Genomic DNA, 25063 nt, shown 5'->3' on the forward strand with positions numbered 1-25063 from the left:
GAGTGGATATCGTAGTTTGAAGACTGTCTACCTCTCCTCAAGTACGATCGATCTAACGAAGAAAGGTAGTCATCTTCATGAGCCGGGCACAGACCAAATCAAGGGCGCGGGGCCGTCTCCGGCAGTGTCCGCTTAGCGAACATCCAGGCCGGGAGCCGTGCGCGATTCAGCCAAGGCAGCCTGGCCAGCAACGCAATGACCACCAGTGCAAAACCGAGCCGTGCCCACAGGATGCCAGAGAGATCGGCCCCCAGTAGCATGATCAGCAGGGTATCCTCGATCAGGCTGTGACATAGCCCGAGAAAGCTCAGCGTCAGGACAATGTCACGGGGCATGAGGCGGCCCGAGTGCGCCTCGCGCAGCAGCAGGCCTGCGCCGAAGCTCAACCCCAGCGTGATGCCGATCACCGTGATATTAGCTGCCGATGAGCCGACTCCCAGTAAGCGCAGCAGCGGGTACAGCAGCTTGTGAATCAAACGCTCGATGCCCAGCCAGCGCAGCAGACTCAACAGCGCCATCAGTGCCAGGATCACCACGAAGATGGTGGCGAGTGTGATGGCCTGGTCCTGCACCCAGGCCGCCAGGCCGGCATCCCGCGGCGTTGGCTCCCAGACGACATGGTTGGCTTGCTGCAGCCAGTCACCGAGCGAATAGCTCATGTGCAACGCCCACCCCAGCAGCCAGGCACCACCGACTCGGAACAGCAGCGTCAGCCACCAGGGTACGCCAGCCTTGCGCGCCACGGCCCCTTCCACTGGCAATGAATGCCCCACGGCCATCAGCGCCCCCAGCACCGTGACCTGCGCCACCGTGAGTGGAGTTTCCCGCGAGATCTCGAAGAAGATTACCAGGCCCGTGTAGATGTTGGTCATCAGCGTGGCCGCCCATACCATACTCAATGGCTCCGGCAGGCCCAGCGGCATCATCAGAGGCGACAGCCATTCGCCCAGTCGTTCGGTCATGCCCAGAATCTCGAGCGCCTTGACGATCAGCAGCGCCGGTATCATCACCTTGAGCAAGGTCAAATAGACCGTCCAGGTCTCGCGAAGCAGCTGCCCCACCGTGCTTGCCAGGCGGGTAGGAAGTCGTTGTGCCATGTTCCATTTCCATCAGGGAGTCAACTGCTTACTTTACTCATGTACCGCACAAGGCGATGGCGTTCTGTACGCGAAACGGGAAGAATGTTGCTTTACGTAGGTGGCAAGGGAAATTTTCTGCACCATGGACAGACTCGATCTAAGGATCCTCGATCAGCTGCAGCGTGATGCCAGCCTGACCAACCAGGCACTGGCGGAGCGGGTTGGACTCTCCCCATCGGCATGCCTCAAGCGCGTACGTCGCTTGAAGAAGCACGGGGTCATTCAGCGCGAGGTGGCGCTTCTGGCACCCGAGACGTTGGGCACGAGCCTGCACATGGTGGTGGAAGTGACCATGGTGCGGGACGACAAGCCGCTCTATCGCGACTTCATCAGGCGGGTGGAAGCAGCACCCGAAGTCACCCAGTGCTACCAGGTCACGGGGGAAGTCGATTTCGTACTGATCGTGAACGTGCCCGACATGCAGGGCTATGATCGCTTCTGTGACAGTGTGCTCTATGCAGGAGGAGGCGTGCACAAGTTCCGCACGCTGATCTCCCGCAAACGCAACAAGTTCGAGACGCGGCTTCCCTTGGGTCTTGAGAGCGATGTCCCTTCCTCACCGCAAGCCCCCACTGGTCGATACCGCCCATAGCCTGACAGGCCCAGCATATTCCCACACTACCCGGTCGACCTTTGCCTGGCCGGATAGCTACCCTTGCCAAACAAAGCCGACGGCCCGCCGCCGGCGATGGAACGGTGCCGGTGGTAGACGAAAACCAGTACCAGAAGGACCAGGCCAGGAATATCGGTCATCCATCCCGGTTTGATCATCAGCAAGGCGCAGCCCAGCACCAACAGACGTTCGTGCCAGCGCACCCAAGTCACCAGATACCCCTGTATCGTGGCTACGAAGGCAAACATCCCCGTCGTCGCCGTGAAGATCACCCAGACGCCTCGGTACCAACTCTCAACGTCGTGCAGTAGTAGTTCCGGATTGAAAAAGAACATGAACGGCAGAATTGCCGTGCGCATGTCATAGGTGAACCCCTGAACGCCGGTACGTATCGGATCGGCGCGGGAGATGGCCGAAGCCGCATAGGCTGCCAACCCAACCGGCGGCGTGTCATCGGCCAAGATACCGAAGTAGAAAACGAACAAATGGATGGCCACCATGGGCACCTCGATGCCAACCTCGCCGGCCAGATTGGCAATCACCGGCGCCACCAACGCCGCCAGGCCGATAGAGAGGAGCGCAAATAAGCTCGGTTGCAAACAGCTCGACCAGGCAGTAGATCTGTCTCGATAGCTAGAAGGCCCTGGGGGAGTATGCGGCTTCGAACTCGTGGCTCAGCATCGACATGACGACCAGCGACTCGTAACCGGAAGGTCCTTCGAGACACTCCCTGAGCATCCCTTCCTCGATGAACCCTTCGCTGCGATACAGTTGTCGGGCACGGCCATTATCGACTTTCACATCAAGCCACAGGCGATGCATGCCCAACTCAGTGAAAGCCAACCTCTTGACCTCCCGAACTATTCTACGTCCGAACCCGATTCCTTTCTCTGCTGCAACTACACGACGAAGCTCCAGAGAACGATGAGGTGAGGACAAGCCAGCGAGAATGAAGAAGCCGACCGGTTTCCCCCCACTCCAAACCATACGGTGGGCAATATCGGGATCGGCCATGGCCTGACAGTGACGGGGAGCATCCCACGGGGTGATGAAAGGTGAGCTGTCCGGTGCCCCTTCAGCAATCAGCACGAAGTCAAGATCATCGAACATCGTTGGTTGAAACAAGACCTCATTCATCTCTTTTCCCCGCATGCACCGCCCATGTTGGAACTATCGATGGATTACAAGCCATGCGCAATGCCTGAATATCGGCTGTCTCCTTCCATTCGGCGTTAGCTCATCACTTCACCTTGCCGGCCACAGCCTGAGCGTCGTACTGGTCATGCTGCCTGTCGCCCTTGAGTATCCAACTCACCACGGTGGCGCCGACAAGCAGTACCATGCCGAACAAGGTCAATGCCATCGCATGACCAAAGGTATCGATCAGGACACCGATCGTGATCACTGGGATGCTGAAGCCGATGTAAGCCATCAGAAAATATCCTGCACTGGCGCGGGATTTTTGATCTCCCGCCACCTCGAGCACCCCGCTCAATCCCCCCAGATAAATGAATCCATAACAGGCACTGCTGGCGGCGACCGTCCCGACCAGCACCGCGCCCAAGACACCGAGCAATGCCCCCCATGCAATTAGGGCATAGGAAATGGGAAGAATGACCAAGCCGATTCGAGTCGAGAGAGGGGGAGACAACTTGCGTACCATCTGCTGGAACAGTACCCCGCAACTGCAAATGCCGAATGTCGCGAACCCGGCCCAACCCGACAGACCATACGGGGCCAAGGCCGAGGGCAGAATGGCGATGACCAGCCCGGAGGTTGCCCAGGCAAGCAAGATGGACAGCCCATAGGCAAAGGCACCTGGCGGATACATCGGCAAACGCAGCATTTCGGCGCTGGAACGCCTCGGTGCCTCATCTTTTAAGGTGATCACCAGCAACAGTGCCAGTGAACCAGCTCCCAGGTAAATCCAGAAACTCGGCGGTGTCAGACTTGGAGAGTGGAGGATGAAGAGACTGGTAATGGCAGCGCCAAGACCGAAGCCCAGCGATGTGCTGGCAGTCACCCAGTTGGCCGGCACCCGGCTATCTTCGCTCTTGAATAGATCGAGCATATACGCTGGGGCAACTGCCGAGGTCAGCGCAGACCCGATCCCCATCATGAACCGGGCAACGGCAAGAGTGGCAAGACCTGGTGCGACGAGAGTCAGCACCGTGGCAGCCAAACACAACAGCAAAGCGACAACGATCAAGGGACGACGGCCAACGCGCTCAGAAAGCCCATTCAGCAGTAGAAGGACCGGCATGATGCCAACCACATAGAAAGAGAATGCGACCGTCGTCGCCCCCACACCTACGCCATCTCGCGCTGCGAAATCATCGTATAACGGCGCCTGAAGATTCACTGCTGTGGTAATCATGCACAGTGCGAATGCGAGGCGTATGGAATTGATCCTATCCATGGCTACGGTCCGAGATGAGTGAGGAAATAACCCACGACATCAGCATCAACATCTCCAACTTCTCGATGAATTCTGGCTTGATTTCCCACCATCTCAGGCGAAGAGAAAAGCAGCTTGGAATTGGAGAACAGCGGCATCACGCCATGTGCTATAGAGTCATCAAATTCGCACTTATATAGTCTGCAGATAAGGTACAGTTACCTATGATTATCAAAGAACTGTTCCTGTATTTTCCTGAACGGTTTGGTGAAGCAGGGAGCTCTTTAGCATGAAGCTGGAAGTCGACAAGCACTCGGACAAGCCTGTCGTACATCAGGTGGAGGAAGGGATACGCGAGTGGATAGAGCGACATGGAGCCGGCGGAGGTAGCCGTCTGCCTTCTATACAGCACCTCTCGTCGAGCCACGGTATCAGCCGCAATGCAGTGATCGAAGCCTATGAGAGGTTGGTTGCCCATGGCCTGGTTCGCTCCAAACCGGGTTCGGGATTCTACGTGGCCGAAAACGCAGCCAGCATCCTCTCGAAGGCCCCATTGGCTCAGACAAGCCTCGAAGACATGACCGACGAGATGTGGAACCTGTTCAAAGCCGATGAAGACAGCTTGAAACTTGGCTGCGGCTGGTTACCCCATCATTGGCGCGAAGAAGAGGACCTGACATATGCGATACGTCATGTCGCCCGACAGCACCGTTCCGGCATCTTCGATTACAGCACCCCCATGGGGATACCGGAGCTTCGCTCCTTAATTCAAGAACGGATACGTTTGCTCGGCATCGAAGCGGACCCGAATCAGATTCTGATGACGGGAGGTGGAAGCCACGCGCTGGACCTCATCGTTCGGCTGATGCTCAAACCCGGCGACGTGGTATTTGTCGAATCGCCAGGCTACTACAACCTCTTTGGCCTGCTGCGTCTTCAACAGATCAAGATTGTCGGCGTGCCCCGCCTTACCGGCGGTCCTGACACGGAGCAGATGGAGTATCTGCTGTCCAAGCACAAGCCGAAGCTGTTCTTCACCAATAGCGTGTTCCAGAATCCCACGGGAACGACACTGGCCCCGACCGTCGCCCACCAAGTGCTTCAGCTCGCCGAAAAGTACGATTTCCAGATTGTCGAAGACGATGTCTATGCAGACTTTCAGCATGACCCCACGATTCGGCTCGCTGCCCTGGACGGACTGCACAGGGTCATCTACCTGGGCAGCTTCTCCAAAAGCCTGTCCTGCTCGTTGCGAGTCGGTTTCATCGCCGCACAGCCGTCTCTTATCAAGCACCTGGTCGATGTAAAAATGCTCACCAATATTTCAGCCTCACGCTTTGCCGAGCAAGTGGCCACGACCATGCTCCACAACGGCTCCTACCGGAAGTTGGCGGAACGGCTCAGGGTCAAGCTGTCCGGCCAAATGGCCTCAGCCCTGAACCTGATAAGAAGCGCAGGCTGGGAAATCTTTGCGGAGCCTGCCGGAGGCATGTTCATCTGGACACGACATCCCCAAGTCGAATCCTCTACCCAGTTGGTACAGAATGCCCAGCATGCCGGAATCAGCCTGTCGCCGGGGCATATGTTCTTACCCCACGGAACCAGCTCTCCATGGGTACGCATCAATGTGGCCTACACACGTGATGCTCGAGCAGCAACGTTTCTCAACAATCCGCTTGAAATGGTGGCCTGAAGCGAACCAGCGTCGATCAACGTTGACCGATTTTCTTGGCAAGCACCGGCATCTCAGGGTAGGCTGGATGACCCTGCACTGCATCAGTATCGGTAAGAGGGCCAACGCACTCAGTGCGTTGGCCCTCTTACCGATATAGGCGACAGACTAGGCAACATCAGCCTGTTTTCTCCCGTCCCCCCCTCTTATTGCACTCATTCGCCAGTCGCGACACCATGTACAAGTGCCCGTATTCCAGGCAAACGACACACATTAAGCAAAGTTAGCGTGAAAGGCCGCACTGGCAATAACGGAGCGCACCGTTCATTTTAGTGTCAAATAGCCTATGAAAGGAGCCCATCGACGATCACGCATCCCCCACGGAAACGTTACCGGCCGAACGCATGACAGCCTGTCATATGACCGTAAGGTGTCAGTGCCAGTGTCGACCATGCCGTCAATCCAAGGAGTGCTCAAGCCGATGGTACGCATCGATAAGAAAGCCACACGGCTCTACGTGCTGGATACCAATGTCCTGATCCACGACCCCGCAGCTCTCTACCAATTCGAGGAACATGATGTGGTCATTCCCATGACCGTCCTCGAAGAGCTCGACAAACACAAGAATGGCATTCGCGAGATCGCTCGCACCGCCCGGCAAATCAGCCGCACCCTATCCGACCTGACCAACCAGGTCAGCTTCGACGAGATCCAGGAAGGCATTCCCCTGCCCGGTTCGATCGGCCCAGTCGGTCGTTTGCGTTTCCTCTGCTATCCGGACCTGCTGCCCCTGGACAACATGGAGGACAGCCCCGACAACCGTTTGCTGGCGGAAACCTGCCGCCTGCGCGACGAACGCCCCGATGCCTCGGTGATCCTGGTCACCAAGGACATCAACCTGCGAGTCAAAGCCGCTGCGCTCAAGGTGCCGGTCGAGGACTACCTCAACGACCGGGTGTTCTCCGACAACGACGCCATGATCGAAGGCGCCAAGGTCTACACCGACGCTGGTCCAGGGGGCGCTGGACTCTGGGAGTCGCTCAATGTCGAGGTCAAGGTCGAGCGCATCGATCATCAGACCTTCTATCAACTGAAAGGCGACCTGCCCGATGACTGGCATGTCGGCATGTTGGTATCCGACAGCGAGAACGGTGCCGACTTCGAAGCCATCGTGCGCGAGCTGGGCCCCCACACCGCACGGCTACAACTGCTGACCAACTATCGGCATCACGCCGGTGTATGGAGTGTCCACGCCCACGACAGCCGTCAGAATTTCGCCCTCAACCTGTTGATGGACCCGGAAATCGACCTGATCACCATCGCTGGCAGCGCCGGTACCGGCAAGACCTACATGACGCTGGCGGCGGCGTTCCAGCAAACCCTGGATACCAAACGCTTCGAGCGCATCGTCTTCACCCGCGCCCCGATTCCCATGGGAGAGGATATCGGCTTCCTGCCCGGCACCGAAGAGGAGAAGATGTCGCCGTGGATGGGCGCCTTCCACGACAACATGGACAACCTGCTACGCGACGAGAAGGACGGCAGCACGAGCTGGAACGACGGCGCCACCCGCACCTTGATCGGTTCGCGGGTGCAGATCCGCTCACCGACCTTCATGCGTGGGCGCACCCTGAACGACACCTTCCTAATCATCGACGAGGCACAGAACTTCACACCCAAGCAACTCAAGTCGCTGGTGACCCGTGCTGGGCGCAACACCAAGATCGTCTGCCTCGGCAACGTTGGCCAGATCGACACCCCTTATCTCACCGCCAACACCTGCGGCATGGCGGCGATCGTCGAACGCTTCCGCAACTGGCCGCACGCCGGCCACATCACCTTGCGCAGCGTCGAGCGCTCACGCCTGGCACTGGCTGCAGAAGAACTGCTCTAGCCTTTTTTGCTACCAAAAGCCCCGGCATTTGAGCTGCCCCCGGGTTGGAACGGAGTCCAACTTTGGGGCAGTTCAGATTGAGCTGGCACGTGAGATTACATAATCACTTATTTAGCAATTCTTAACATATCCAAACATTCCGTTATATACTGCCGACGTCACTGCCTCACGCCAGCGTTGAGGACGCACTGAAAAAGCAGCGTGCGAAGATACGCGACGCATACGAACGGTTCCTTGAACCGTTGACAGGGAAACAGGTAAATGGATCTTGCCAAACTGGGTGACCTGGTCGCTTGCCCATGCAAGGGTGGTCCCCACCACATCGTGACTGGAGCCAAGCGTACTCTGGTCGACAACATGCCCGCCGCCCGGGCCGGAGACAAGAGTTCCTGCGGAGCAAGCATCGTCACTGGCCTCGATTGGTACCAGATAGAAGACGCCCCTGCCGCCGTGCACGGTAGTGCGACTTCCTGTGGCGGCCAGGTGATAGCCGCCTCCACGGTCAAGATCGGCTCGCCGCGAGGCGGAGCGATGCAACCGCTCAGCCCCGCCAAGGGGGAAAGCTATAATCGACGAGTTATCTTCAAGGATGCGAGTGGCAAGCCCTATGCCAGCGTTGCCTATCGGCTGGAACTGGACAGCGGCGAGGTGCTCGAGGGCGTGACCGATGCCAACGGCGAAGCCAACATCGCCGACTCCCGTTTCGTTTCCTCAGGCGTAAGAATTCTGGTCAAGGAGTGACCGATGAGCGAATGGCGACTAGTAGCAACGACCCAAACGACCCCCGCCAGCATTAACGACCCTTACGAGGTGACACTACCCTGTCGCCATCCTGATCAGGCAGTGGACATTGCCGCCTGGATGGTACAAGAAATCCAGCAGAATGCGGTATCGGACGCCGCGCTTCGAATGAAGCAGCAAAATGCCTACAGTGCCGAGCGGGAACTCAGTAAATGGCAGCAAGAAGGAGAAGAACTGGGTTTTCTGCAACAAATCGGTAGAGCCGTTGTGAAACCCGGTTTTTATGATATCGAGCATGCCCAGCAACGAGCCGCATGGTCCAGATGGACCTGGATGGTCATGCAGGACCATGACTGGGATCACAAACGAAGAATTGCAGGGCGATTTGAGACCTTAGGCAAAACATCCTATCGACATCACCATAAATACAAGAAATACGAATATTTCTACGACATCTGGTCCAATATCCACTATGGCTATATGGGGCTGTTTTGCGGCTTCTCCCGGGATGCCCTGCTGGATGGCGCCGGACTCGAGCAGGTGGGAACGGATCTTCATCGCTTCCAATCACCTACCAATAGAGCGTCCACCAATGGAGAGGGGCTGCAGCGCTTCGATGATACGACGGATTCACTGTCGATCAGAATCGGCTACGATCTGTTCGATGCATACCCCGATCCACAGCGTCTGACCGCCCAGATATTGCTCGACAGGATAGAAGCCGCTCCATACCCGATGGAAGTCGGTTCGAAAGTATTGCACGACTGCCAACGCGCCAGGGAGCGGCGAGAGTAACATGGGAATTGTCAGAAACAAGCGTAAACTAGCGGCCATCGCCGCAGTGGCAACCATCAGCTATTTTTTATACTATCAATACACTACCCCGCCAATCACTTACAAGATTGATAGCCGGCTGATCGAAATCAACGACACGTTGGTCAAGCTATCACGGACACTAGGCTTCACAGGTATATCAATATACTCATCCCACACAAACCCTCAATCTCTTAGAGACGCCATTCCGCCCAACATTTATGACACCATCGAGCAATCCGATATCAAGGAGATTCACTTTAACAACGACCCTGTAAACCAAACAGCAGTATTCAGCATTGATCAATTTTTTACTTTTTTTCGCCCTTATTGGTATTATAAATATAGCGAGATCGGTGGTGTTGACGAAGATATCGTTCCGTCTCTGGAAGAGGCCGTAAGGCAACAGGACACCCCCCCCTACTTCTTCTGTCAGAAAGCGGAAGTGCCGAATTGGTTCTTCTGCACCGCTTTTGATCCTTGATAAGGCGTCCCAGCGATGCCGATGCCTGCGTGCCTAACTGGACGAAAGTGACAAGGACAGGGTAATGAACAAACGTAAATTAGCGAAAATTTCGGCCCTTGCCGCTATCGTCATTTTTTCAGTCTACCAATTTCTCACCCCACCGATCACCTACAAGATCGACAGCCGGCTGATCGAAATCAACGATACGCTGGTCAAGCTCTCACGAACACTAGGTTTCAAGATTCTATCAATCTCCTCATCCGGCACGAACCCACAAGATCTTAGCGACGCCATTCCACATGATATCTATGACACTATCGAGCAATCCGATATTGATGAGATTTACTTCAACAATGATCCTTTCAACCAAACAGCCGTATTCACTATAGATCAGTTTTTTACTTTTTTTCGTCCTAGTTGGTATTATAAATATAGCGAGATCGGTGGTGTTGATGAAGATGTCGTTCCGTCTCTAGAAGATGCCGTAAAGCAACAGGACGGCCCGCCTTACTTTCTATGCCAGAAAGCGGAAGTTCCGAATTGGTTCTTCTGCACCTCTTTTGATCCTTGATACGGCGCCTCAACGATGCCGATAGACGACGAAAAACGTCTGGCTGGGCGCTTTGTCGGCAGCCTGAGTCCTGTAGCACACAGGACTCAGGCCATGGCCAACTCAGGGTTCGTGACGGTTGACGGCTTTCTCGATCAATGCCTCGCTTTCGCTTCCCGGCCCTTGGCGCAGGATGGTCTCGGCCTCGTGGTAGAGGCAAACATAGGTATTGCAGGAGGTACAGAACACCTTGTCATCGGGGTTGTGCACCTCGGACACCCGCATGAGATGGCTACCGCAATTGGGGCATCCCACTGGCAGGCGGAACTCTTCCGATAGGTCGTGCATGCGCTATTTCCTCCCTGACATGGTTCTTTCAGTCTTTAAGGCATGAGACAAAACTTCAAGCGCTCCATTCCCTATTCTCGAGAGGGGGCGTTATAGAGGGGCGTTATGGATGACGACACAGCACGACACTGAGATTGTTGGCTGGCATGTCCACCACAGCGTCCAGGTGCAGGCCGTGTTGGCTCGCCAGGGCGGTCACTTCGGCAAGATCGCGGATCCCCCAACTGGGATTGCGCATGCGCAGATCTCGATCGAATTCGGCGTTACTGGGGGCGGTATGCTGGCCATCACGTTTGAATGGACCATAGAGATACAGTACGCCATGCACGGGGAGTCGCTCTCCGGCCTCACTCAGCAATGCTTCGGCAGCACTCCAAGGTGAGATATGCAGCATGTTGATACACACCAAGGCATCGAAGCCTTCCACCGGCCAAGGGCGCCGCATCACGTCCAGAGCCAGTGGCGAACGCAGATTGGCCGGCCCTTGGCCATCGCGCCAGGCGGCAATCGAGGATCGCGCTCGAGGGTTGGGGTCACTGGGCTGCCAGTCGAGGTCAGGCAATGCGGTGGCGAAATGCAGTGCGTGTTCACCACTGCCGCTGGCAACTTCCAGCACCACCCCGTGCGACGGTAGATACTGGCGCAGTACCTCGAGAATCGGTTCCCGATTGCGTGCCGTCGCCGGGCTAGACAGGCGGGCATCGGGTTCGGATGGTATCGAATCCTGCCTATTCATGACTGATCACCCCTTTGCCAGGCGCTGGGCCAGCCAGGGACCAATGTCAGCGACCTGCTGAGGGCACAGCGAATGCTGCATGGGATACGTGCGGTAATTGACCTCGTAGCCCATCTCGCTGGCACGTTCGGTTCCGGCGCGGCCCAGGCTTTCCGGCACGACCGGATCGAAGGTGCCGTGATGGGCCTCGATGAGCAGGCCACGATTGGCCTCGTGGGGTTCGATACTGTCGGCAGTGGCAAAGTAGGTCGACATCGCCAGTAAACCGGCCAGCGGCCGAGGATAGGTCAACGCCGCCTCATAGACCACCGCCCCACCCTGTGAGAAACCGGCAAGGACGATGCGCCGGCTGTCGATCCCCTTGTCGATCTCGGCATCAATCAAACCATGTATCCGCTTGGCCGAAGCCTTGAGCTGAGGCACGTCGACGCGGCGCCCAATATCCATCTCCAGAATGTCATACCAGGCCGGCATCACCATGCCGCCATTGATGGTGACCGGCAGTCGCGGCGCGTGAGGCAATACGAAACGCACCGCCAGGTCGGAAGGCAGATCCAATGCCGGCACCAACGGCTCGAAATCGTGGCCATCGGCCCCCAGGCCATGCAGCAGAATCACGCAGCTATCGGCGGGCTTGCCGTTGCGAGGCTCGATGACCAGTTCGGTGGGTCGGCTCATTTGGGGGCTACTCCTTGCAAGGTTTTCGATACCCTACCTCATGCCTCTTCCGACGGCGACCCCGACGTCGATACAAGGCTCGCCTCGTCGTCAAAATGGCCATATCTGCGGAATCAATGGTAAGGCAACGAGTGCGACGAGCACGTTGAGCAGGCCGCCTACCCGCAGATAGTCACCGAAGCGATATCCGCCTGGGCCATACACCATCAAGTTGGTCTGGTAGCCGATGGGCGTGATGAAACTCGCCGAAGCGGCAAACATCACCGCCACCACATAAGGCATCGGGTTCACCCCCATGCTTTCAGCGCTGGCGACGACGATAGGAAAGGTGATGACTGCTGCGGCATTGTTGGTAATCAGTGCCGTCAACAACGCTACCACGACATAGACCATGACCAGCATCAACCAGGGATCGCCATTGGCCAAGCCCAGCACCGTCGTCGCCAGGGTCTGCGCGGCACCGGAATTCTCCAGGGCAGCGCCCAGGCCAAATGAGGCGGCGATGGTCAACAGTACTTGCACATCCAGGCTACGCTTGGCGGCGCCGATACTGCAGCAACCGGTAACCACCGCCAGCGCTGCGCCAAGCATCGCGGCATTGAGCAGGCTCAGTACACCGAACGTGGCCAGCGCGACCACACCGATGAGAATACTCCAAGCCATCCAGGCCTTTTCATGTACCGGGCGAGCCGACCCATTGACCTGGCTGATCAGCAGGAAATCGCGTGACTGGCGATGGCGTTCGATGAACGGTGGCCGCGCCTCGAGCAGCAGCACGTCGGCCGGTTGCAGACGAATCTGTCCCAGATTGCCGGCAACACGTTCTCCGTTTCGACACACCGCCAGCACCGCGGCGCCATAGAGGGTGCGAAAGTGGCCCTCACGGATGCGCTGACCGACGAACTGGCACTGATCGGAGACCACCGCCTCGACCAGACGACGCTCCTTGAAGTCTTTCTCCAGGCTCGACTCCCCATGGTAGGAAGGCACCAGGCCGCGCATTTGTTGCAGCTCTACCGCACCCGCCGAGGTCCCGGCAAACACCAGCCTGTCGCCGCCCTTGAGTTTCTCTCCGGGGCCGACGACGCTAACCACGTTGCCCCCGCGCTCGATCTCGACCAAAAACAGTTCCTGCAGATGGCGCAGGCCGGCTTCCTCTACCGTTTTGTCGACCAACGGCCCTTCGGCGTCGACTTCCATCTCGATAGTGAATTCACGAGGGTTCTCGAAAACTTGCTCGGCTCCGCGGCGCTCAGGTAACAGCCGATACCCCACCACCAACAGGTAGACCACCCCTATCACCGCCACCGGCACGCCTACCCAGGCGATATCGAACAGCCCCATGGCAAGCGATGGATAACGATCAGCGAGCATACCGTTGACCACCAGATTGGTGCTGGTGCCGAACAGGGTAATGGTACCGCCAAGGATCGAGGCAAAGCTCAATGGCATCAAGAAGCGATGAGCAGGCAATGCCAATCGCCGACTCCAGCTAAGTACCGCCGGAATATAGGTAGCCACCACGGGCGTGTTGTTGATGAAGCCACTCATACTGGCCACCGGCACCAGCAGACGCCTCAAGGCACTACCCTCATCTTTCGGGCGCCCTAGCACATAGCGGATGATCAGGTCGATGCCGCCGGTTTCACGAATGCTTGCCACCAGCACGTACATGAAAGCCACGGTGAACAAGCCGCTACTGGAGAAACCCGCCAACGCCTGCTGCGGGTCAATCACCCCCAGGGTCAACAGCACGACCACCGCACCGAGCAGAACCATGTCGGCACCAATGCGGGTGAAGGCCATCAAGGGGAAAACGGCGATAACAGCGATGAAAGCAAGCCAGGCATCTAGCGGCATGAGTAATCCATGGACGACGAGGCGAAACGCCCCATTGTGAACGCCACAGGATATACCCCAAAGTTATTTGTAGAAATTTATCTAGACGAAAAAGGGATAAGAGGAGAGAAGGAAGATGGAAGATGGAAGATGGAAGATGGAAGATGGAAGATGGGCAACTCTAGAGATAGCCCTGAAACAAACAAGGCCCGCCGAAGCGGGCCTTGTGGATCACTATCTGACGATAGCGAGCATCTCGTTCGTCAGCGCTTAGCTGACGACCTTGATGTTGGAAGCCTGGAGGCCTTTCTTGCCTTGAGAGACCTCGTAAGAGACCTTCTGGCCATCTTGCAGGGTCTTGAAGCCATCGGACTGAATCTCGGAGAAGTGCGCGAACAGGTCGTCGCCCTTGTCGTCCGGAGAAATGAAGCCGTAGCCTTTGGAATCATTGAACCACTTAACGGTACCAGTTGCCATGTGTTAAATCCTTCATAACTTGATGATGTTGCCGGGAATTACCCGAGACGCGTGGGTAAAACAAGGGAGATATTCACCAGGCTATCGAAGTTCTATGACAACTTTCGAGTACTGCTGACGATATTCGACTTGCTAACCAACAGCGCGCAGCATGCACCTTGTGAATGACCACGTCAATCAAAATTTTGTTGCAAAGGGCGATGAAGCGCCACACGCAGCGCCATGTCACGCTGATAGATGTCCGGCCGGAATGCCAAGTGGCCGTTGGTGCTGGCATCCACTGTCCAGTAATGCAGGATGACCGGTACCCGCCGGCGTAGATTGACGGTGCGCGTGGTACCGCTGTCCACCGCCTGGCGGAGAGACGCCGCATCCCAGCGCTGATTGTCGTCAAGCAGCAAACGGGTGAACTGCATGGCGTTCTCGACCCGGATACAGCCCGAGCTCACCGCCCGTTGCGGATTGTCGAACAGATGCTGTGACGGGGTATCGTGCAGATATACTGAGTAGCTATTGGGGAAGCGGATCACCACCCTGCCCAAGGGATTGTCTCCCCCCGACGCCTGACGCAGCATGATCGGCCCCGGATTTTGCCAATCGACCGTTTCAGGGTCGAGCTGGTTGCCTTGGTAGTCGATGACGGCCAGGTTCTCCCGCTTCAGGTAATCCAGGTCCTCGCGAATCTTCGGCAGCTTGTCTTCCCGGAAAATGGTCGGTGGCACCGTCCAGGTCGGGTTGAAGGTCAGATGCGTGATCGACGAACGCAATGAAGGTGTCTTGCGATATGGCTGACCGACCACGATGCGTGTCCGCCAGACATCCCCCGAGCCAAGAAAGTAGCTCAACTTGTAGCCTGCGATATCCACCAGCACGAAGCTCTCCGGCACATCGTGCAACAGCCAACGCGCCCGCTCCAGGTTGACGCGGATCTGGTCGATCCGCGTCCCCACCCCCACGTTGAGTGCCGAGCGAGTCTGTGGCCCCACCACTGCATCGTCCTCCAGCAAGTGGAGGCGCTGAAATTCACGCACGGCCTCCGCCAGCGTTGCGTCATAGTATTCGGCGTCTGGGGACTCGAGCACGACGTCACGGAACGTTCGTACATAATGCCCGGTATCCGCCGCCAATAGTTCGGGCTGTCCAAGGACTCCCAACCGTTGGCGCAGCAGGGCAACATCGGGGTGGCGATCGCCAGGCCGCAGGGACGAATCACGGGCTGGCAGTGTCGACCACCCCCCAGCCTCCTCGATGGCCCGGTAATGGGCCAAACCCTTACGCAGGCGTTCATAAGGCGGATAAGGAGGCCGGACCCGCTCGAAGGCTGCTTCGATATTTCCCGCCTCGACAGCCTGGAAAAGCGCCGCCATGTCCGGCGTGAACGTCGCCTGAGGAAGGTCCCAGTCATCGTCGACGGTCTTGGGGTCGAGCTTGCCGAGGTACAGATGACGCAAGGCCAGGAGGAAGCGCCGTGTAGCGCCCAAATCAGCCCGCGCTATCGCCTCGCTCGAGCTCTCTCCTGTCTGTTGCGAACTCTCTTCTGCCTGTTGAATGCGTTGCCAGGTCAATGCCAACGCGTCGGGGCGGTAGTCGGATGGCCTCAAACCATCACGATCCAAGCCTTCCAGTGCCGTCACCAAGGCTGACACACGCGACGCCTCGCGCCACGCCGGTCGATAATTGCGTGCTTGATAAAAATCGCGAACGAGCCGACCAAGCGCCGTGTCTTGCTCTTCCTCGTGCAGTAGGGCTTGGATCGAGGCACTCTCCTGCCCCCAGGCTGGGCCTGTGTTCCATGTCACGGCACACAGCAACACGAACAGAACCTTGGCTAATCGAACTTTAAGCATGGGCTCCCTGCCTCTTTTCAACGCTTCAACGGATTGGCCATCCTACCCGCTGCAGTCATAATGAAGACTGTCCCAGGTCATGGTACTGCCTTCCAATCACCTTAGTTAATTTAGCTATCAATGGACCAACCGAGAAGGACCTCATCCCCAATGACGACACGCCTGCTTGCGCTGAGCAAATGCATCCGTGCCTTTTCTTTCCTCGGGTTGTTCTCTCTTGCGTTCCCTGTCATTGCCACCCCTCTGGCCGACACCCTGCAACGCTTGGCCCCCAATGCCGATGCCCAGGTGCTGCGCCTGGCCGCCAATGCGTTGAATTGTGCCCAACCCAACGCCGAGCGCTTGGCGGTGATCGATTTCTCGCTCAGCGCCAATGAACCACGCTTGTGGGTCTTCGACCTGGTCCAGGAGCGGCTGTTATATGAAGAGCTGGTGTCGCACGGGCGCGGAACCGGCGACGAGCAGGCATTGTGGTTCTCCAATACGCCCGACAGTCACCAGTCGAGCTTGGGGCTGTTTCGTACCCTGAACAGCTATTACGGCAGCAACGGCTATTCCCTGCGCCTGGAGGGGCTGGAACCCGGCATCAATGACCTCGCCTACCAGCGAGCCATCGTGATCCATGGTGCCGACTACGTCAGCGAATCTTTCATCGACAAGTATGGCCGCCTGGGCCGCAGCCACGGCTGCCCCGCCGTACGTCAGGAGGTCGCCAAGCCATTGATCGACAGCATCAAGGAAGACCAGTACCTGTTCGCCTACTACCCCGACCAACAGTGGCTAGAAGCCTCGGCGTACCTTGCCTGCGGTCAGAGCACCAACCTGGCCAACAGTATCGACGCGCGAGGATATTCCCTGGCGATGCAGGCCTCGAACTAGACCATGCCCGAAAACTGCCGGCGCCTGACCAAGCGGCGCTAGACACCGAGGTGGCTCGATGCCCAACCTTCCTGCCCTGAATCGACATCTGCCGCGCGTGCCACTGCGCTATACCGCCTACCTGGCCAGTTGGCTTGGCCTGTTGGTGTGTTGGTGGGCGAGCCGCTTCCATCCCATCTGGGGCTGGCTGGCACTGGTCTTTGCCCTGTTTGCTGCCCTCGGCACCTACGACCTGTTCAACCGCCGGCGTACGGTAAGCCGCAATTACCCGATCCTGGCACACTTCCGCTACGGGCTGGAATCGATCGGCCCTGAGATTCGCCAGTACTTCATCCAGACCGATACCGAACAACGCCCCTTCTCGCGGGAGCAACGCGCACTGGTCTACCAGCGCGCCAAGCAGGTGGCCGACAAAGTGCCGTTTGGCTCGTTACACGACCTGTATGCCGAAGGCTATGAATGGATCAACCATTCCCTGTCACCCGTGCCCGTTACTGGCCATGACTTTCGCATCACCATCGGCGAACACTGCGCCAAGCCCTACTCGGCCAGCGTATTCAACATCTCGGCCATGAGCTTCGGCTCGCTGTCGGCGAATGCCATCCAGGCACTGAACAAAGGCGCCCGCCTTGGCGGCTTCTACCACGACACCGGTGAAGGGGCGATTTCCCCCCACCACCTTCAGGGGGGCGACCTGGTATGGGAAATTGGTTCGGGCTATTTCGGGTGCCGCACGCCTGATGGTAGTTTCTGCGAGGAGCGCTTCGCCGAAAAGGCGACCCTCGATCAGGTCAAAATGATCGAGATCAAACTCTCGCAAGGCGCCAAACCCGGTCATGGCGGCATCCTGCCCGGGGTCAAGGTGACGGCGGAGATCGCCACGACACGCGGCGTACCGGAAAGACAGGACGTGGTATCGCCGGCAGCGCATTCGGCCTTCTCCACGCCCTTGGAGCTAATGGCCTTCATCGCTCGACTGCGCAAGCTGTCCGGTGGTAAGCCGGTGGGCATCAAGCTGGCCATTGGCCACCCCTGGGAATGGTTTGCGCTGGTCAAGGCCATGTTGGCATCAGGCGAACACCCCGACTTCGTGGTGGTCGACGGTGGCGAAGGTGGCACAGGCGCCGCACCGCTTGAATTCGTCAACCGCTTGGGGATGCCACTGACGGAAGCCCTGCTGCTAGTGCACAACGCCCTGGTGGGCGCCAACTTACGCGAACGCATCCGGGTCGGCGCCGCCGGCAAGATCATCTCGGCCTTCGACATCGCCCGCACCCTCGCCCTGGGCGCCGATTGGTGCAATGCCGCCCGCGGCTACATGTTCGCGCTGGGCTGCATCCAGGCACGCACCTGCCACACCGACCGCTGCCCCAGCGGCGTGGCCACTCAGGATAAGCGGCGCGGAGCCAATCTCGACGTTTCCGACAAGAGCCAACGTGTCCACCATTTCCACGACAATACCCTGAAAGCACTCGCCGAAATGCTGGCCGCCGCCGGCCTCCGAGACACTTCTGAACTGGGGCCGGAGCATATCCTGCGCCGCGTGTCGCGCAATGAGATCCGCTCCTTTGACGTGCTATTTCCTTATCTGGCACCCGGCGAACTGCTCAATGGCCCGCCCGACCATGAAGTGTTCCGCCATTACTGGCAAGAGGCCAGCGCCGACAGCTTCCAGCCACTCGCAGCGGTCACAGCAAGGCGTACCAGCAAGTTACTTTAGCCTCTGCCCCCTTGGGCTAAGTGCCATGGTGGATAGATAAATGAATGCGAGGGGAGCAAGACACCTGACTCATACTTGCGTTTTCGTCCCTTGGTTCAATTGCCCGAATGGCACGTGTACGGAAGGCAGGATGTCACTAGTGGCCGAGAGGTGTGAGGCCTGATCGTCAAAGAAAATATGCGGTTTGATGATACCCAATACATGCTCCTTGGCCACACCGCCCAGGAAATAGGCTTCGTTGACCGTCACCCCCCAACTGCGCATGGTGTGAATGACACGTTCGTGAGCGGGAGCATTGCGGGCAGTGACAATGGAAACCCGAACCTTGGGATGATAACGCCCATGTGTCTGCTCTTCACATCGTTTCTCCAACGCCTGGATACGCGCCAGCTTGCGCAAGAAATCGGCCAATAGGCCTGATTCAGCAGGCACCTGAGCATTGGTGCGCTCATACTCGCGAAAGGCCTCGATACCCTGTTGCTGGTAGATGGTCTCCGATTCATCGGTGACCAACACACCGTCGAAATCGAACGCGATCCGCAATTCCTCCTCGTCCGTCAGATCGAAATCACCGGATGACAACACTTGACCCGCGGGATGCCCCGCCAGAATTGCCTGGTCGACATCCTGTTTATTGGCCGATAGGAAAAGGCTAATATTCAATGCCGGGATGAAGCGGTGTGGATAGCGCCCCTGGAGGAAAATCGCGCGGGTGATCCCCAAGCCATGATGTTCGATCGACTTCATGACACGCAGCCCCGTTTCCGGGTCATTGCGTGACAGCAACATGACCTCGATAGGTGGGTTATCGGGACTGAGATCATTCAATGACAACAGCCGCTTGATGAACGGGAACGCAACACCCACCTCCAGCGGCACGTCTTCATTATCACGCTGGTAGGTACGGTAAATCGCCTCGCCTTGCTCACGGAAAACCTGGTCGGATTCGGCAAGATCGAAAAGGGCGCTGGAAGCCAGCCCGATTACCAGGCGCTCGCTGAGATCGTATGGCATTGTCGTTTCCGGTCATGAGAAAGCGGGGTAGTCCATCAGGACCATGACCCAGAGCCAGCAGAGAAGCAAGCATACGAAAGCGTCAGGCAATGGCGGTATACGCGGACCTACGACGGAAGCTATGTTAGTAAAGGGCGGCAAGCTTACGCTGTCTTCGTCCGGGGCCTGGCAAAGAAGAATGAGCAAGGAGAATCTCACATGCGCACACTATTTACGTTCTTGTGCCTGATATCAGGGTTGATGGCAGGCTCGGCAATGGCCCAAGAGGGCAACCTACCGACAACGCCCGAAGCAGAACCCAAACCCGAGCCGGAATTCGCCATGGCCTGGGGGCCGCGCGTCGAAAGCGAGATCTTCGAGTATTCGACCGGGGGGGAAACCTATCAAGGATACCTGGCACGCAACGCCAACGATGAGGAACCACGGCCGGCGGTATTGGTGGTACACGAATGGTGGGGGCTCGATGACTATGCTCGTGCACGCGCCGACCAACTCGCCGCTTTGGGCTTCGTGGCCTTGGCCGTGGATATGTATGGCGGTGGCCAGGTAGCCACACATCCCGATAAAGCGGGTGAATTTTCTTCGCAAGTCATGCAGGACTGGCCAGCCGCACGCGCCAGGCTCGAAGCGGCCATGACCCAGTTACGCGAACACCCTGCCGTGGCTGATACCGGCATGGCCGCCATCGGCTACTGCTTTGGCGGTAGCGTCGTCATGAACATGGCATTGTCCGGCATGCCGATCGAGGCCGCCATCAGCTTCCACGGAGGTCCCACACAAGCTGTCTCCACACCCGGGGAGTTCAGTGGTGCGGTGCAGATCCACAATGGCGGCGCGGACTCGCTCGTCAAACGGGAAGACCTGACGGCCATGGCCCGCACGCTCGAGGCACAAGGTGCCGATGTCGATGTCATCAATTATCCCCAGGCCCTTCACGGCTTCACGAACCCTGGCGCCGATGCGCTGGCCGAGGAATTCGACTTGCCGATTGGCTACAACGCCGCGGCCGATGCCTCTTCCTGGCAGGCAGCGCTGCTATTGCTGGACAGAGCCCTCAACCAATAATTGATGGCCTTACCTCAACACCAACGACAGGAGGCTTCGTACCATGTCACTGACGCCTTCGAACATGACGGAACTGGGCAGCCCCTTGCCGGCATTTCGCCTACCCGACCCACATGGAGTGGAAGTCGACAGCGAACAGTTCCGCGACACGCCCTTGCTGGTGGCCTTCATCTGCAACCACTGCCCCTTCGTGAAACACGTTGCCGATGCTTTCGCCGAGTTCGCTCGGGAATATGGGGAACGGGGCCTGGCAGTGGTGGCCATCAACAGCAATGACTTCCAGGCACAACCGGACGATCGCCCTGAGCACATGATCGAGGAAGCCCAGGCACGCGATTATCCCTTCCCCTATCTGGTGGACGAAACCCAGGACGTGGCGCGTGCCTTCCAGGCTGCCTGTACGCCGGACTTTTTCCTCTACGACCGGAACCATCGACTGGTCTATCGAGGCCAGTTCGACGACAGCCGCCCAAGCAAGGAGACACCGGTAACAGGCAAGGACTTGCGAGCCGCCGCGGATGCGGTACTGGCCGGCCAAACACCGGATGCCGACCAGATGCCATCGATGGGCTGCAACATCAAGTGGAAATGAGGGCCGCCACCCACTGAAGGACGAACGTCCTTCGTACGTTCAGCGCTATTCTTCCGCTTGCTCGGAGATGTGGTAGCCTTTTCCGCTGCTTTCAGCGACTTTTGCTATCTCCATCTCCGGGCTTATTTGCCCAACTTCCTCTATCACCTGGCCATTCATCAACCACATGGTGTACTGAGGAAATGCCTGGGTCACCTGGGCCAACAGCTTACCGGAAGGGGCGTTTCTCCCCTGCTCGATATTGATCAGCGTCTGCTTCGTGATGCCGGTCACGTTACAGAACACGTGGCGTCCCATGCCCTCCGCTTCGCGTATCGCGCGCACTTTTTTGCCAAGGTCACTTGACATATAGCTTAATTCACCTATAGTTAATAAAGACCATTATGGTTTAATAAGACCACATGGCCGCATAATGAGATAGGGATTAGCCTACCACATGCCACAGTGAGCAGGTACGACATGGAAACGAGTCAAGCGCCTCAAGCCCCCGCTTGTGTGCCAATCATGACCATCGAGCGGTTCTCCGAATTGACCGGTCTCTCTCCCGATACCATTCGGGGCCAACTCCAGCAAGGCAATCTCCCCCTGTACAAGGTCGGTCGTCGTCGCATGGTGAATGTAGCGCTCCTAACCACGGAATGCCTCAATGGGGAGGAGCTGGCATGATCACCTTCCACCCCAAAGCCGATACATTCGGCCCCATCACCCTTTTCCGGATAGATGGCCGAAACGCCGGCTATATCTTCCAAAGCCTGGAAGGCCCTTATCTCATCTATTTCGCTGATGTGGCGGATGCCCCTTGCGGTGTTCCCCTGGAACGCTCCGCGGTACCCGGCAGGCGTAGCATATTCGCCGTCGACATCCCCTCTATGGAAGAAGCCATCAGCTTGGTGCATCGCGCTTACGCCGAGCGAAACACCACCAACACCACGTCTAATAACACCCAGTTTATGGCCCGTGACGCCGTCACCCCCTGCCCCGTCGCACCCCACCAGACGGTTGAACGGGCCACCCTTTCCAGCCCAACACCCTCTTCGCGGATGGGGCGCTATTGAATCCTCCATCGATGACCTGATCACCGACCTGGATCAGGCATTGCAGGCCGCTAGTGAGGGTGGCTGAGGCACATGAGCATTACTCCAGATTCCCGGAGTGTCGATCGGCACTCATCGGGAACATCGAGTTATATCAAGCATCTTAGTGGTGTCGGTTGACAAAGGGAGACACCGTATGAAGGACGCTACCAATACTCTCATCATCGGCGTAGGGCCGAACGGAAATTCGATAGTTCGTAATGTCTAAGCACTCGCTAGTTCGGCCCTGAATCCCCGCCTAGCGAAGGATCTATCGTGAGAGTCGTCAACCTATTGTCTTGGTTCAGAGCGACAGAACCCGACACGACAAAGCGACGCCTGGGATGGACCGCGTGGTTCGTATTTGCCAATGTGCCTGTCGCCTGGCTAATCGCTATTCGCTTTTTGAACTGGATGCCCGTTCCCGACGCCACGACCGGCTTATACGTGGGGTTGGTCTATATCGCTCAGTTTACCTTGTTGACATGGGTGCCCGGGCTATTTCTGCTGGCTCTGGCACTGATAATGCCACGACGCTGGTTGATCCTTGTCAGTATTATCGTTGTCACTCTGGCTCAGGCTCTACTGATTACCGACACACTGTTCTATAGCTTGTATCGGTACCACTTATCAGGGTTCATGTTCGAAGCATTCGTCAAAGCCGGAGATCATACCTTTCAATTTTCATGGCAGATCTGGCTGACAGCTGCGATAACCCTATTCACGCTGTCATTGGTAGAAGCCACCATCGCCATCGGCCTAACGCGTAAGCGCCCCAGGGTCCGTTGGCTGGGGGCTGCATTCGTTGCATTTTTCTCGACACAACTGGCCGCCCACAGCTGGCATGCATGGGCCGATGCCACCTACGATACCCGCATCACATCACTGACCCGGCATGTGCCGTTGTATTACCCGGCAACGGCGAATCGGTTTTTGCATGGTCAAGGATGGGTAAGAGCACAAGCTTCACGCAAGGAGAACCAGGTTCGCGAGTTAACGAGTTTTCGTACCGGTGACGGACTCAACTACCCTACCCGGCCTTTGGCGTGTCAGCCACCTCAAACCCGCCCCAATGTGTTGATGATTGCCGTGGATACATTGCGAGCCGACATGCTCGATCCACGCTGGATGCCGAACGTCTCAGAATTTGCCGATGAGACAAGCCAAATATTCACCGACCATTACAGTGGGGGAAATTCAACCAAGGCGGGCGGCTTCAGTCTGTTTTATGGGCTTCCCCCTACTTATTGGGATATCTTCGAGACGACACAAACGCCTCCAGCATGGATCGCGCGGCTGCAAGAACTTAACTACGAAACCAAGATTCTTTCCGCCGGCACGCTGATCAGTCCTGCACTCCACCGTACCGCTTTTGCCAGTATCGACGGAATTCGCCTCACTCCCCCCGGAGAGGAAGCCTGGCAACGAGACCAGCTTATCACTAACGACTGGCTGAATTTTACCGCTCAGCGTGGGGCCGATGCCAAACCGTTCTTCGGTTTCCTGTTTTACATGTCTGTCCATGGATACAGCGTGCCGCCGGACTTTCCCAGAATCGAACCCTACTGGGAAACCATCAACCACCTGGCACTGGACCAAGAATTCGATCCCACCCCCTACTTCAATCGTTACAAGACCGCGACTCGCTATGTCGACCAACTCATTGGCCGAGTACTGAACGATCTCAAGCAACGTAAGTTACTCAACAACACCATCGTCATACTGACCTCCGACCACGGCGAGGAATTTAACGACAATGGCAAAAACTATTGGGGGCACGGCAGCAATTACAGCGATGCTCAATTAAAAGTGCCAATGGTCTTATACTGGCCTGGCAAACCACCTGCCAGGATTACGCAGCGTACTTCCCATGCCGATATACCACCAACGCTAATGCAATCCGCACTGGGATGTCCACGGACCCCAGCGAGCGCCTACTCCATTGGAAGCAATCTATTTATACCGGATAACAAGGAATGGATGATTGCTGGCAGCTACACGAATTATGCCATTGTCACCAAAAAGCAATTAGTCGTCACTTACCCTACTGGGCAGTATGAGGTTGTGGACAAATTCTTAGGCCCTTCCGAGTCAAGATTTCTTTCAGAAAGCACGCTTAAAGACTCCCACGAAGCCTTATCAAGGTTTTATAACAAAAACAGGTAACGTTCTATCCAGCGCGAAGGCAATGAGAACACCAATGGCCGGATACGGGGGGTGTTTCCCCTGGTGTTGCGCGTCTTCCACGACTGACCTGAGTGAAGTTTGCAGAATGCAATGGGGCGTTCATGGCTCCTTGTGCGGCAGAGCCGGTCAGTTTCCGGTGGATCTCGAGGTAGGCTTCAAGGTGTCTTTCACGGCGTCCGGCAGCGCGGTGAAATAGTGTCAACGCCACTGAAGGTTGTCCGTTTTAGAGGTGCGGCGTCGACAGCGCTGCGTGCTGACTCAGTGAGGATCGCGCATGCTATCTGGCCGTTCGGACCAGATACCAGCAAACCACAATACCCCT

The 25063-nt window shown here is 57.2% G+C and carries 26 protein-coding genes; 14 read left to right on the plus strand and 12 right to left on the minus strand.

What is annotated here, in order from left to right; all coding sequences use genetic code 11:
• Window positions 1–98: 98 nt before the first annotated feature.
• Entirely contained in the window at window positions 99–1097 is a 999-nt protein-coding gene (locus L861_RS08965; RefSeq protein ID WP_016416747.1) for a nucleoside recognition domain-containing protein, read from the minus strand.
• A gap of 124 nt (window positions 1098–1221) precedes the next feature.
• On the opposite strand from L861_RS08965, the gene L861_RS08970 reads away from it, so the two are divergent.
• Window positions 1222–1731, plus strand: coding sequence for an Lrp/AsnC family transcriptional regulator (locus L861_RS08970; RefSeq protein WP_016416748.1), 510 nt, complete (start codon window positions 1222–1224; stop codon window positions 1729–1731).
• A gap of 26 nt (window positions 1732–1757) precedes the next feature.
• Here L861_RS08970 and L861_RS08975 read toward each other — a convergent pair whose 3' ends face one another.
• The 3 genes from L861_RS08975 to L861_RS08985 form a co-directional block, all read right to left on the minus strand.
• Window positions 1758–2351 carry a DUF3394 domain-containing protein gene (locus L861_RS08975; protein WP_016416749.1) on the minus strand — a complete coding sequence of 198 codons (594 nt, stop codon included), beginning with the start codon at window positions 2349–2351 and terminating at the stop codon, window positions 1758–1760.
• Between the two features lie 34 nt (window positions 2352–2385).
• Window positions 2386–2889 carry a GNAT family N-acetyltransferase gene (locus L861_RS08980; protein ID WP_016416750.1) on the minus strand — a complete coding sequence of 168 codons (504 nt, stop codon included), beginning with the start codon at window positions 2887–2889 and terminating at the stop codon, window positions 2386–2388.
• Between the two features lie 103 nt (window positions 2890–2992).
• Window positions 2993–4171: an MFS transporter gene (locus L861_RS08985; RefSeq protein WP_016416751.1), complete on the minus strand. Its 1179-nt coding sequence runs from the start codon at window positions 4169–4171 to the stop codon at window positions 2993–2995.
• A 268-nt stretch (window positions 4172–4439) separates the two neighbouring features.
• On the opposite strand from L861_RS08985, the gene L861_RS08990 reads away from it, so the two are divergent.
• The 6 genes from L861_RS08990 to L861_RS09015 all read left to right on the plus strand — a co-directional run bounded on the left by L861_RS08990 (window position 4440) and on the right by L861_RS09015 (window position 10307).
• Window positions 4440–5843, plus strand: coding sequence for an aminotransferase-like domain-containing protein (locus tag L861_RS08990; RefSeq protein ID WP_016416753.1), 1404 nt, complete (start codon window positions 4440–4442; stop codon window positions 5841–5843).
• A gap of 460 nt (window positions 5844–6303) precedes the next feature.
• Window positions 6304–7716: a PhoH family protein gene (locus L861_RS08995; protein WP_016416754.1), complete on the plus strand. Its 1413-nt coding sequence runs from the start codon at window positions 6304–6306 to the stop codon at window positions 7714–7716.
• 261 nt (window positions 7717–7977) lie between these two features.
• A complete protein-coding gene (locus tag L861_RS09000) occupies window positions 7978–8457 on the plus strand; it encodes a PAAR domain-containing protein (protein WP_016416755.1) in 480 nt (159 codons plus the stop codon).
• A gap of 3 nt (window positions 8458–8460) precedes the next feature.
• Window positions 8461–9252, plus strand: a complete 792-nt coding sequence (locus tag L861_RS09005; RefSeq protein WP_016416756.1) for a polymorphic toxin type 44 domain-containing protein — start codon at window positions 8461–8463, stop codon at window positions 9250–9252.
• Between the two features lies 1 nt (window position 9253).
• Complete coding sequence (locus tag L861_RS09010) at window positions 9254–9754, plus strand: hypothetical protein (RefSeq protein WP_016416757.1); 501 nt, start codon at window positions 9254–9256, stop codon at window positions 9752–9754.
• A 64-nt stretch (window positions 9755–9818) separates the two neighbouring features.
• Window positions 9819–10307 carry a hypothetical protein gene (locus L861_RS09015; protein WP_016416758.1) on the plus strand — a complete coding sequence of 163 codons (489 nt, stop codon included), beginning with the start codon at window positions 9819–9821 and terminating at the stop codon, window positions 10305–10307.
• 102 nt (window positions 10308–10409) lie between these two features.
• Here the strand turns inward: L861_RS09015 and L861_RS09020 are convergent, their stop codons facing one another.
• The 6 genes from L861_RS09020 to L861_RS09045 all read right to left on the minus strand — a co-directional run bounded on the left by L861_RS09020 (window position 10410) and on the right by L861_RS09045 (window position 16211).
• Window positions 10410–10634: a hypothetical protein gene (locus L861_RS09020; RefSeq protein ID WP_016416759.1), complete on the minus strand. Its 225-nt coding sequence runs from the start codon at window positions 10632–10634 to the stop codon at window positions 10410–10412.
• 103 nt (window positions 10635–10737) lie between these two features.
• Entirely contained in the window at window positions 10738–11370 is a 633-nt protein-coding gene (locus tag L861_RS09025) for a DUF938 domain-containing protein (RefSeq protein ID WP_016416760.1), read from the minus strand.
• Between the two features lie 6 nt (window positions 11371–11376).
• Window positions 11377–12048 (minus strand): alpha/beta hydrolase, encoded by a 672-nt coding sequence (locus tag L861_RS09030; protein WP_016416761.1) that lies wholly within the window; start codon window positions 12046–12048, stop codon window positions 11377–11379.
• A gap of 90 nt (window positions 12049–12138) precedes the next feature.
• Entirely contained in the window at window positions 12139–13908 is a 1770-nt protein-coding gene (locus tag L861_RS09035) for an SLC13 family permease (RefSeq protein ID WP_016416762.1), read from the minus strand.
• A gap of 249 nt (window positions 13909–14157) precedes the next feature.
• Window positions 14158–14364: a cold-shock protein gene (locus L861_RS09040; protein ID WP_016416764.1), complete on the minus strand. Its 207-nt coding sequence runs from the start codon at window positions 14362–14364 to the stop codon at window positions 14158–14160.
• 173 nt (window positions 14365–14537) lie between these two features.
• Complete coding sequence (locus L861_RS09045; RefSeq protein WP_016416765.1) at window positions 14538–16211, minus strand: L,D-transpeptidase family protein; 1674 nt, start codon at window positions 16209–16211, stop codon at window positions 14538–14540.
• 150 nt (window positions 16212–16361) lie between these two features.
• On the opposite strand from L861_RS09045, the gene L861_RS09050 reads away from it, so the two are divergent.
• Both L861_RS09050 and L861_RS09055 read left to right on the plus strand, forming a co-directional pair.
• Complete coding sequence (locus L861_RS09050) at window positions 16362–17090, plus strand: murein L,D-transpeptidase catalytic domain family protein (protein WP_016416766.1); 729 nt, start codon at window positions 16362–16364, stop codon at window positions 17088–17090.
• A gap of 58 nt (window positions 17091–17148) precedes the next feature.
• Window positions 17149–18810 carry an FMN-binding glutamate synthase family protein gene (locus tag L861_RS09055; protein ID WP_016416767.1) on the plus strand — a complete coding sequence of 554 codons (1662 nt, stop codon included), beginning with the start codon at window positions 17149–17151 and terminating at the stop codon, window positions 18808–18810.
• A gap of 69 nt (window positions 18811–18879) precedes the next feature.
• Here the strand turns inward: L861_RS09055 and L861_RS09060 are convergent, their stop codons facing one another.
• A complete protein-coding gene (locus L861_RS09060) occupies window positions 18880–19824 on the minus strand; it encodes a 5'-nucleotidase (protein WP_016416768.1) in 945 nt (314 codons plus the stop codon).
• Between the two features lie 198 nt (window positions 19825–20022).
• Between L861_RS09060 and L861_RS09065 the strand changes: the two genes are divergently transcribed.
• Window positions 20023–20889 (plus strand): dienelactone hydrolase family protein, encoded by an 867-nt coding sequence (locus L861_RS09065; RefSeq protein ID WP_016416769.1) that lies wholly within the window; start codon window positions 20023–20025, stop codon window positions 20887–20889.
• Window positions 20890–20932: 43 nt separating this feature from the next.
• Window positions 20933–21481, plus strand: coding sequence for a thioredoxin family protein (locus L861_RS09070; protein ID WP_016416770.1), 549 nt, complete (start codon window positions 20933–20935; stop codon window positions 21479–21481).
• Between the two features lie 45 nt (window positions 21482–21526).
• Here the strand turns inward: L861_RS09070 and L861_RS09075 are convergent, their stop codons facing one another.
• Complete coding sequence (locus L861_RS09075) at window positions 21527–21829, minus strand: helix-turn-helix transcriptional regulator (protein WP_016416771.1); 303 nt, start codon at window positions 21827–21829, stop codon at window positions 21527–21529.
• Window positions 21830–21940: 111 nt separating this feature from the next.
• On the opposite strand from L861_RS09075, the gene L861_RS24095 reads away from it, so the two are divergent.
• The 3 genes from L861_RS24095 (at window position 21941) to L861_RS09085 (ending at window position 24720) form a co-directional block, all read left to right on the plus strand.
• Window positions 21941–22147 carry a MerR family transcriptional regulator gene (locus tag L861_RS24095; RefSeq protein WP_021029150.1) on the plus strand — a complete coding sequence of 69 codons (207 nt, stop codon included), beginning with the start codon at window positions 21941–21943 and terminating at the stop codon, window positions 22145–22147.
• On the plus strand, window positions 22144–22536 hold the full coding sequence (locus L861_RS09080; RefSeq protein ID WP_016416773.1) for a hypothetical protein: 393 nt from the start codon (window positions 22144–22146) through the stop codon (window positions 22534–22536). Before L861_RS24095 ends, L861_RS09080 begins: the two co-directional genes overlap by 4 nt.
• 294 nt (window positions 22537–22830) lie before the next feature.
• Window positions 22831–24720 carry a DUF3413 domain-containing protein gene (locus tag L861_RS09085; protein WP_016416774.1) on the plus strand — a complete coding sequence of 630 codons (1890 nt, stop codon included), beginning with the start codon at window positions 22831–22833 and terminating at the stop codon, window positions 24718–24720.
• Window positions 24721–25063 lie beyond the last annotated feature (343 nt).

The sequence above is a fragment of the Litchfieldella anticariensis FP35 = DSM 16096 genome (genome assembly GCF_000409775.1).
In the GTDB taxonomy this organism is placed as follows: domain Bacteria; phylum Pseudomonadota; class Gammaproteobacteria; order Pseudomonadales; family Halomonadaceae; genus Litchfieldella; species Litchfieldella anticariensis.

Coding starts and splice junctions, on each gene's coding strand:
- L861_RS08965 (WP_016416747.1), bottom strand. CDS start 1,097: ATGGCACAACGACTTCCTACCCGCCTGGCAAGCACGGTGGGGCAGCTG.
- L861_RS08970 (WP_016416748.1), top strand. CDS start 1,222: ATGGACAGACTCGATCTAAGGATCCTCGATCAGCTGCAGCGTGATGCC.
- L861_RS08980 (WP_016416750.1), bottom strand. CDS start 2,889: ATGAATGAGGTCTTGTTTCAACCAACGATGTTCGATGATCTTGACTTC.
- L861_RS08985 (WP_016416751.1), bottom strand. CDS start 4,171: ATGGATAGGATCAATTCCATACGCCTCGCATTCGCACTGTGCATGATT.
- L861_RS08990 (WP_016416753.1), top strand. CDS start 4,440: ATGAAGCTGGAAGTCGACAAGCACTCGGACAAGCCTGTCGTACATCAG.
- L861_RS08995 (WP_016416754.1), top strand. CDS start 6,304: ATGGTACGCATCGATAAGAAAGCCACACGGCTCTACGTGCTGGATACC.
- L861_RS09000 (WP_016416755.1), top strand. CDS start 7,978: ATGGATCTTGCCAAACTGGGTGACCTGGTCGCTTGCCCATGCAAGGGT.
- L861_RS09005 (WP_016416756.1), top strand. CDS start 8,461: ATGAGCGAATGGCGACTAGTAGCAACGACCCAAACGACCCCCGCCAGC.
- L861_RS09010 (WP_016416757.1), top strand. CDS start 9,254: ATGGGAATTGTCAGAAACAAGCGTAAACTAGCGGCCATCGCCGCAGTG.
- L861_RS09015 (WP_016416758.1), top strand. CDS start 9,819: ATGAACAAACGTAAATTAGCGAAAATTTCGGCCCTTGCCGCTATCGTC.
- L861_RS09020 (WP_016416759.1), bottom strand. CDS start 10,634: ATGCACGACCTATCGGAAGAGTTCCGCCTGCCAGTGGGATGCCCCAAT.
- L861_RS09025 (WP_016416760.1), bottom strand. CDS start 11,370: ATGAATAGGCAGGATTCGATACCATCCGAACCCGATGCCCGCCTGTCT.
- L861_RS09030 (WP_016416761.1), bottom strand. CDS start 12,048: ATGAGCCGACCCACCGAACTGGTCATCGAGCCTCGCAACGGCAAGCCC.
- L861_RS09035 (WP_016416762.1), bottom strand. CDS start 13,908: ATGCCGCTAGATGCCTGGCTTGCTTTCATCGCTGTTATCGCCGTTTTC.
- L861_RS09040 (WP_016416764.1), bottom strand. CDS start 14,364: ATGGCAACTGGTACCGTTAAGTGGTTCAATGATTCCAAAGGCTACGGC.
- L861_RS09045 (WP_016416765.1), bottom strand. CDS start 16,211: ATGCTTAAAGTTCGATTAGCCAAGGTTCTGTTCGTGTTGCTGTGTGCC.
- L861_RS09050 (WP_016416766.1), top strand. CDS start 16,362: ATGACGACACGCCTGCTTGCGCTGAGCAAATGCATCCGTGCCTTTTCT.
- L861_RS09055 (WP_016416767.1), top strand. CDS start 17,149: ATGCCCAACCTTCCTGCCCTGAATCGACATCTGCCGCGCGTGCCACTG.
- L861_RS09060 (WP_016416768.1), bottom strand. CDS start 19,824: ATGCCATACGATCTCAGCGAGCGCCTGGTAATCGGGCTGGCTTCCAGC.
- L861_RS09065 (WP_016416769.1), top strand. CDS start 20,023: ATGCGCACACTATTTACGTTCTTGTGCCTGATATCAGGGTTGATGGCA.
- L861_RS09070 (WP_016416770.1), top strand. CDS start 20,933: ATGTCACTGACGCCTTCGAACATGACGGAACTGGGCAGCCCCTTGCCG.
- L861_RS09075 (WP_016416771.1), bottom strand. CDS start 21,829: ATGTCAAGTGACCTTGGCAAAAAAGTGCGCGCGATACGCGAAGCGGAG.
- L861_RS24095 (WP_021029150.1), top strand. CDS start 21,941: ATGGAAACGAGTCAAGCGCCTCAAGCCCCCGCTTGTGTGCCAATCATG.
- L861_RS09080 (WP_016416773.1), top strand. CDS start 22,144: ATGATCACCTTCCACCCCAAAGCCGATACATTCGGCCCCATCACCCTT.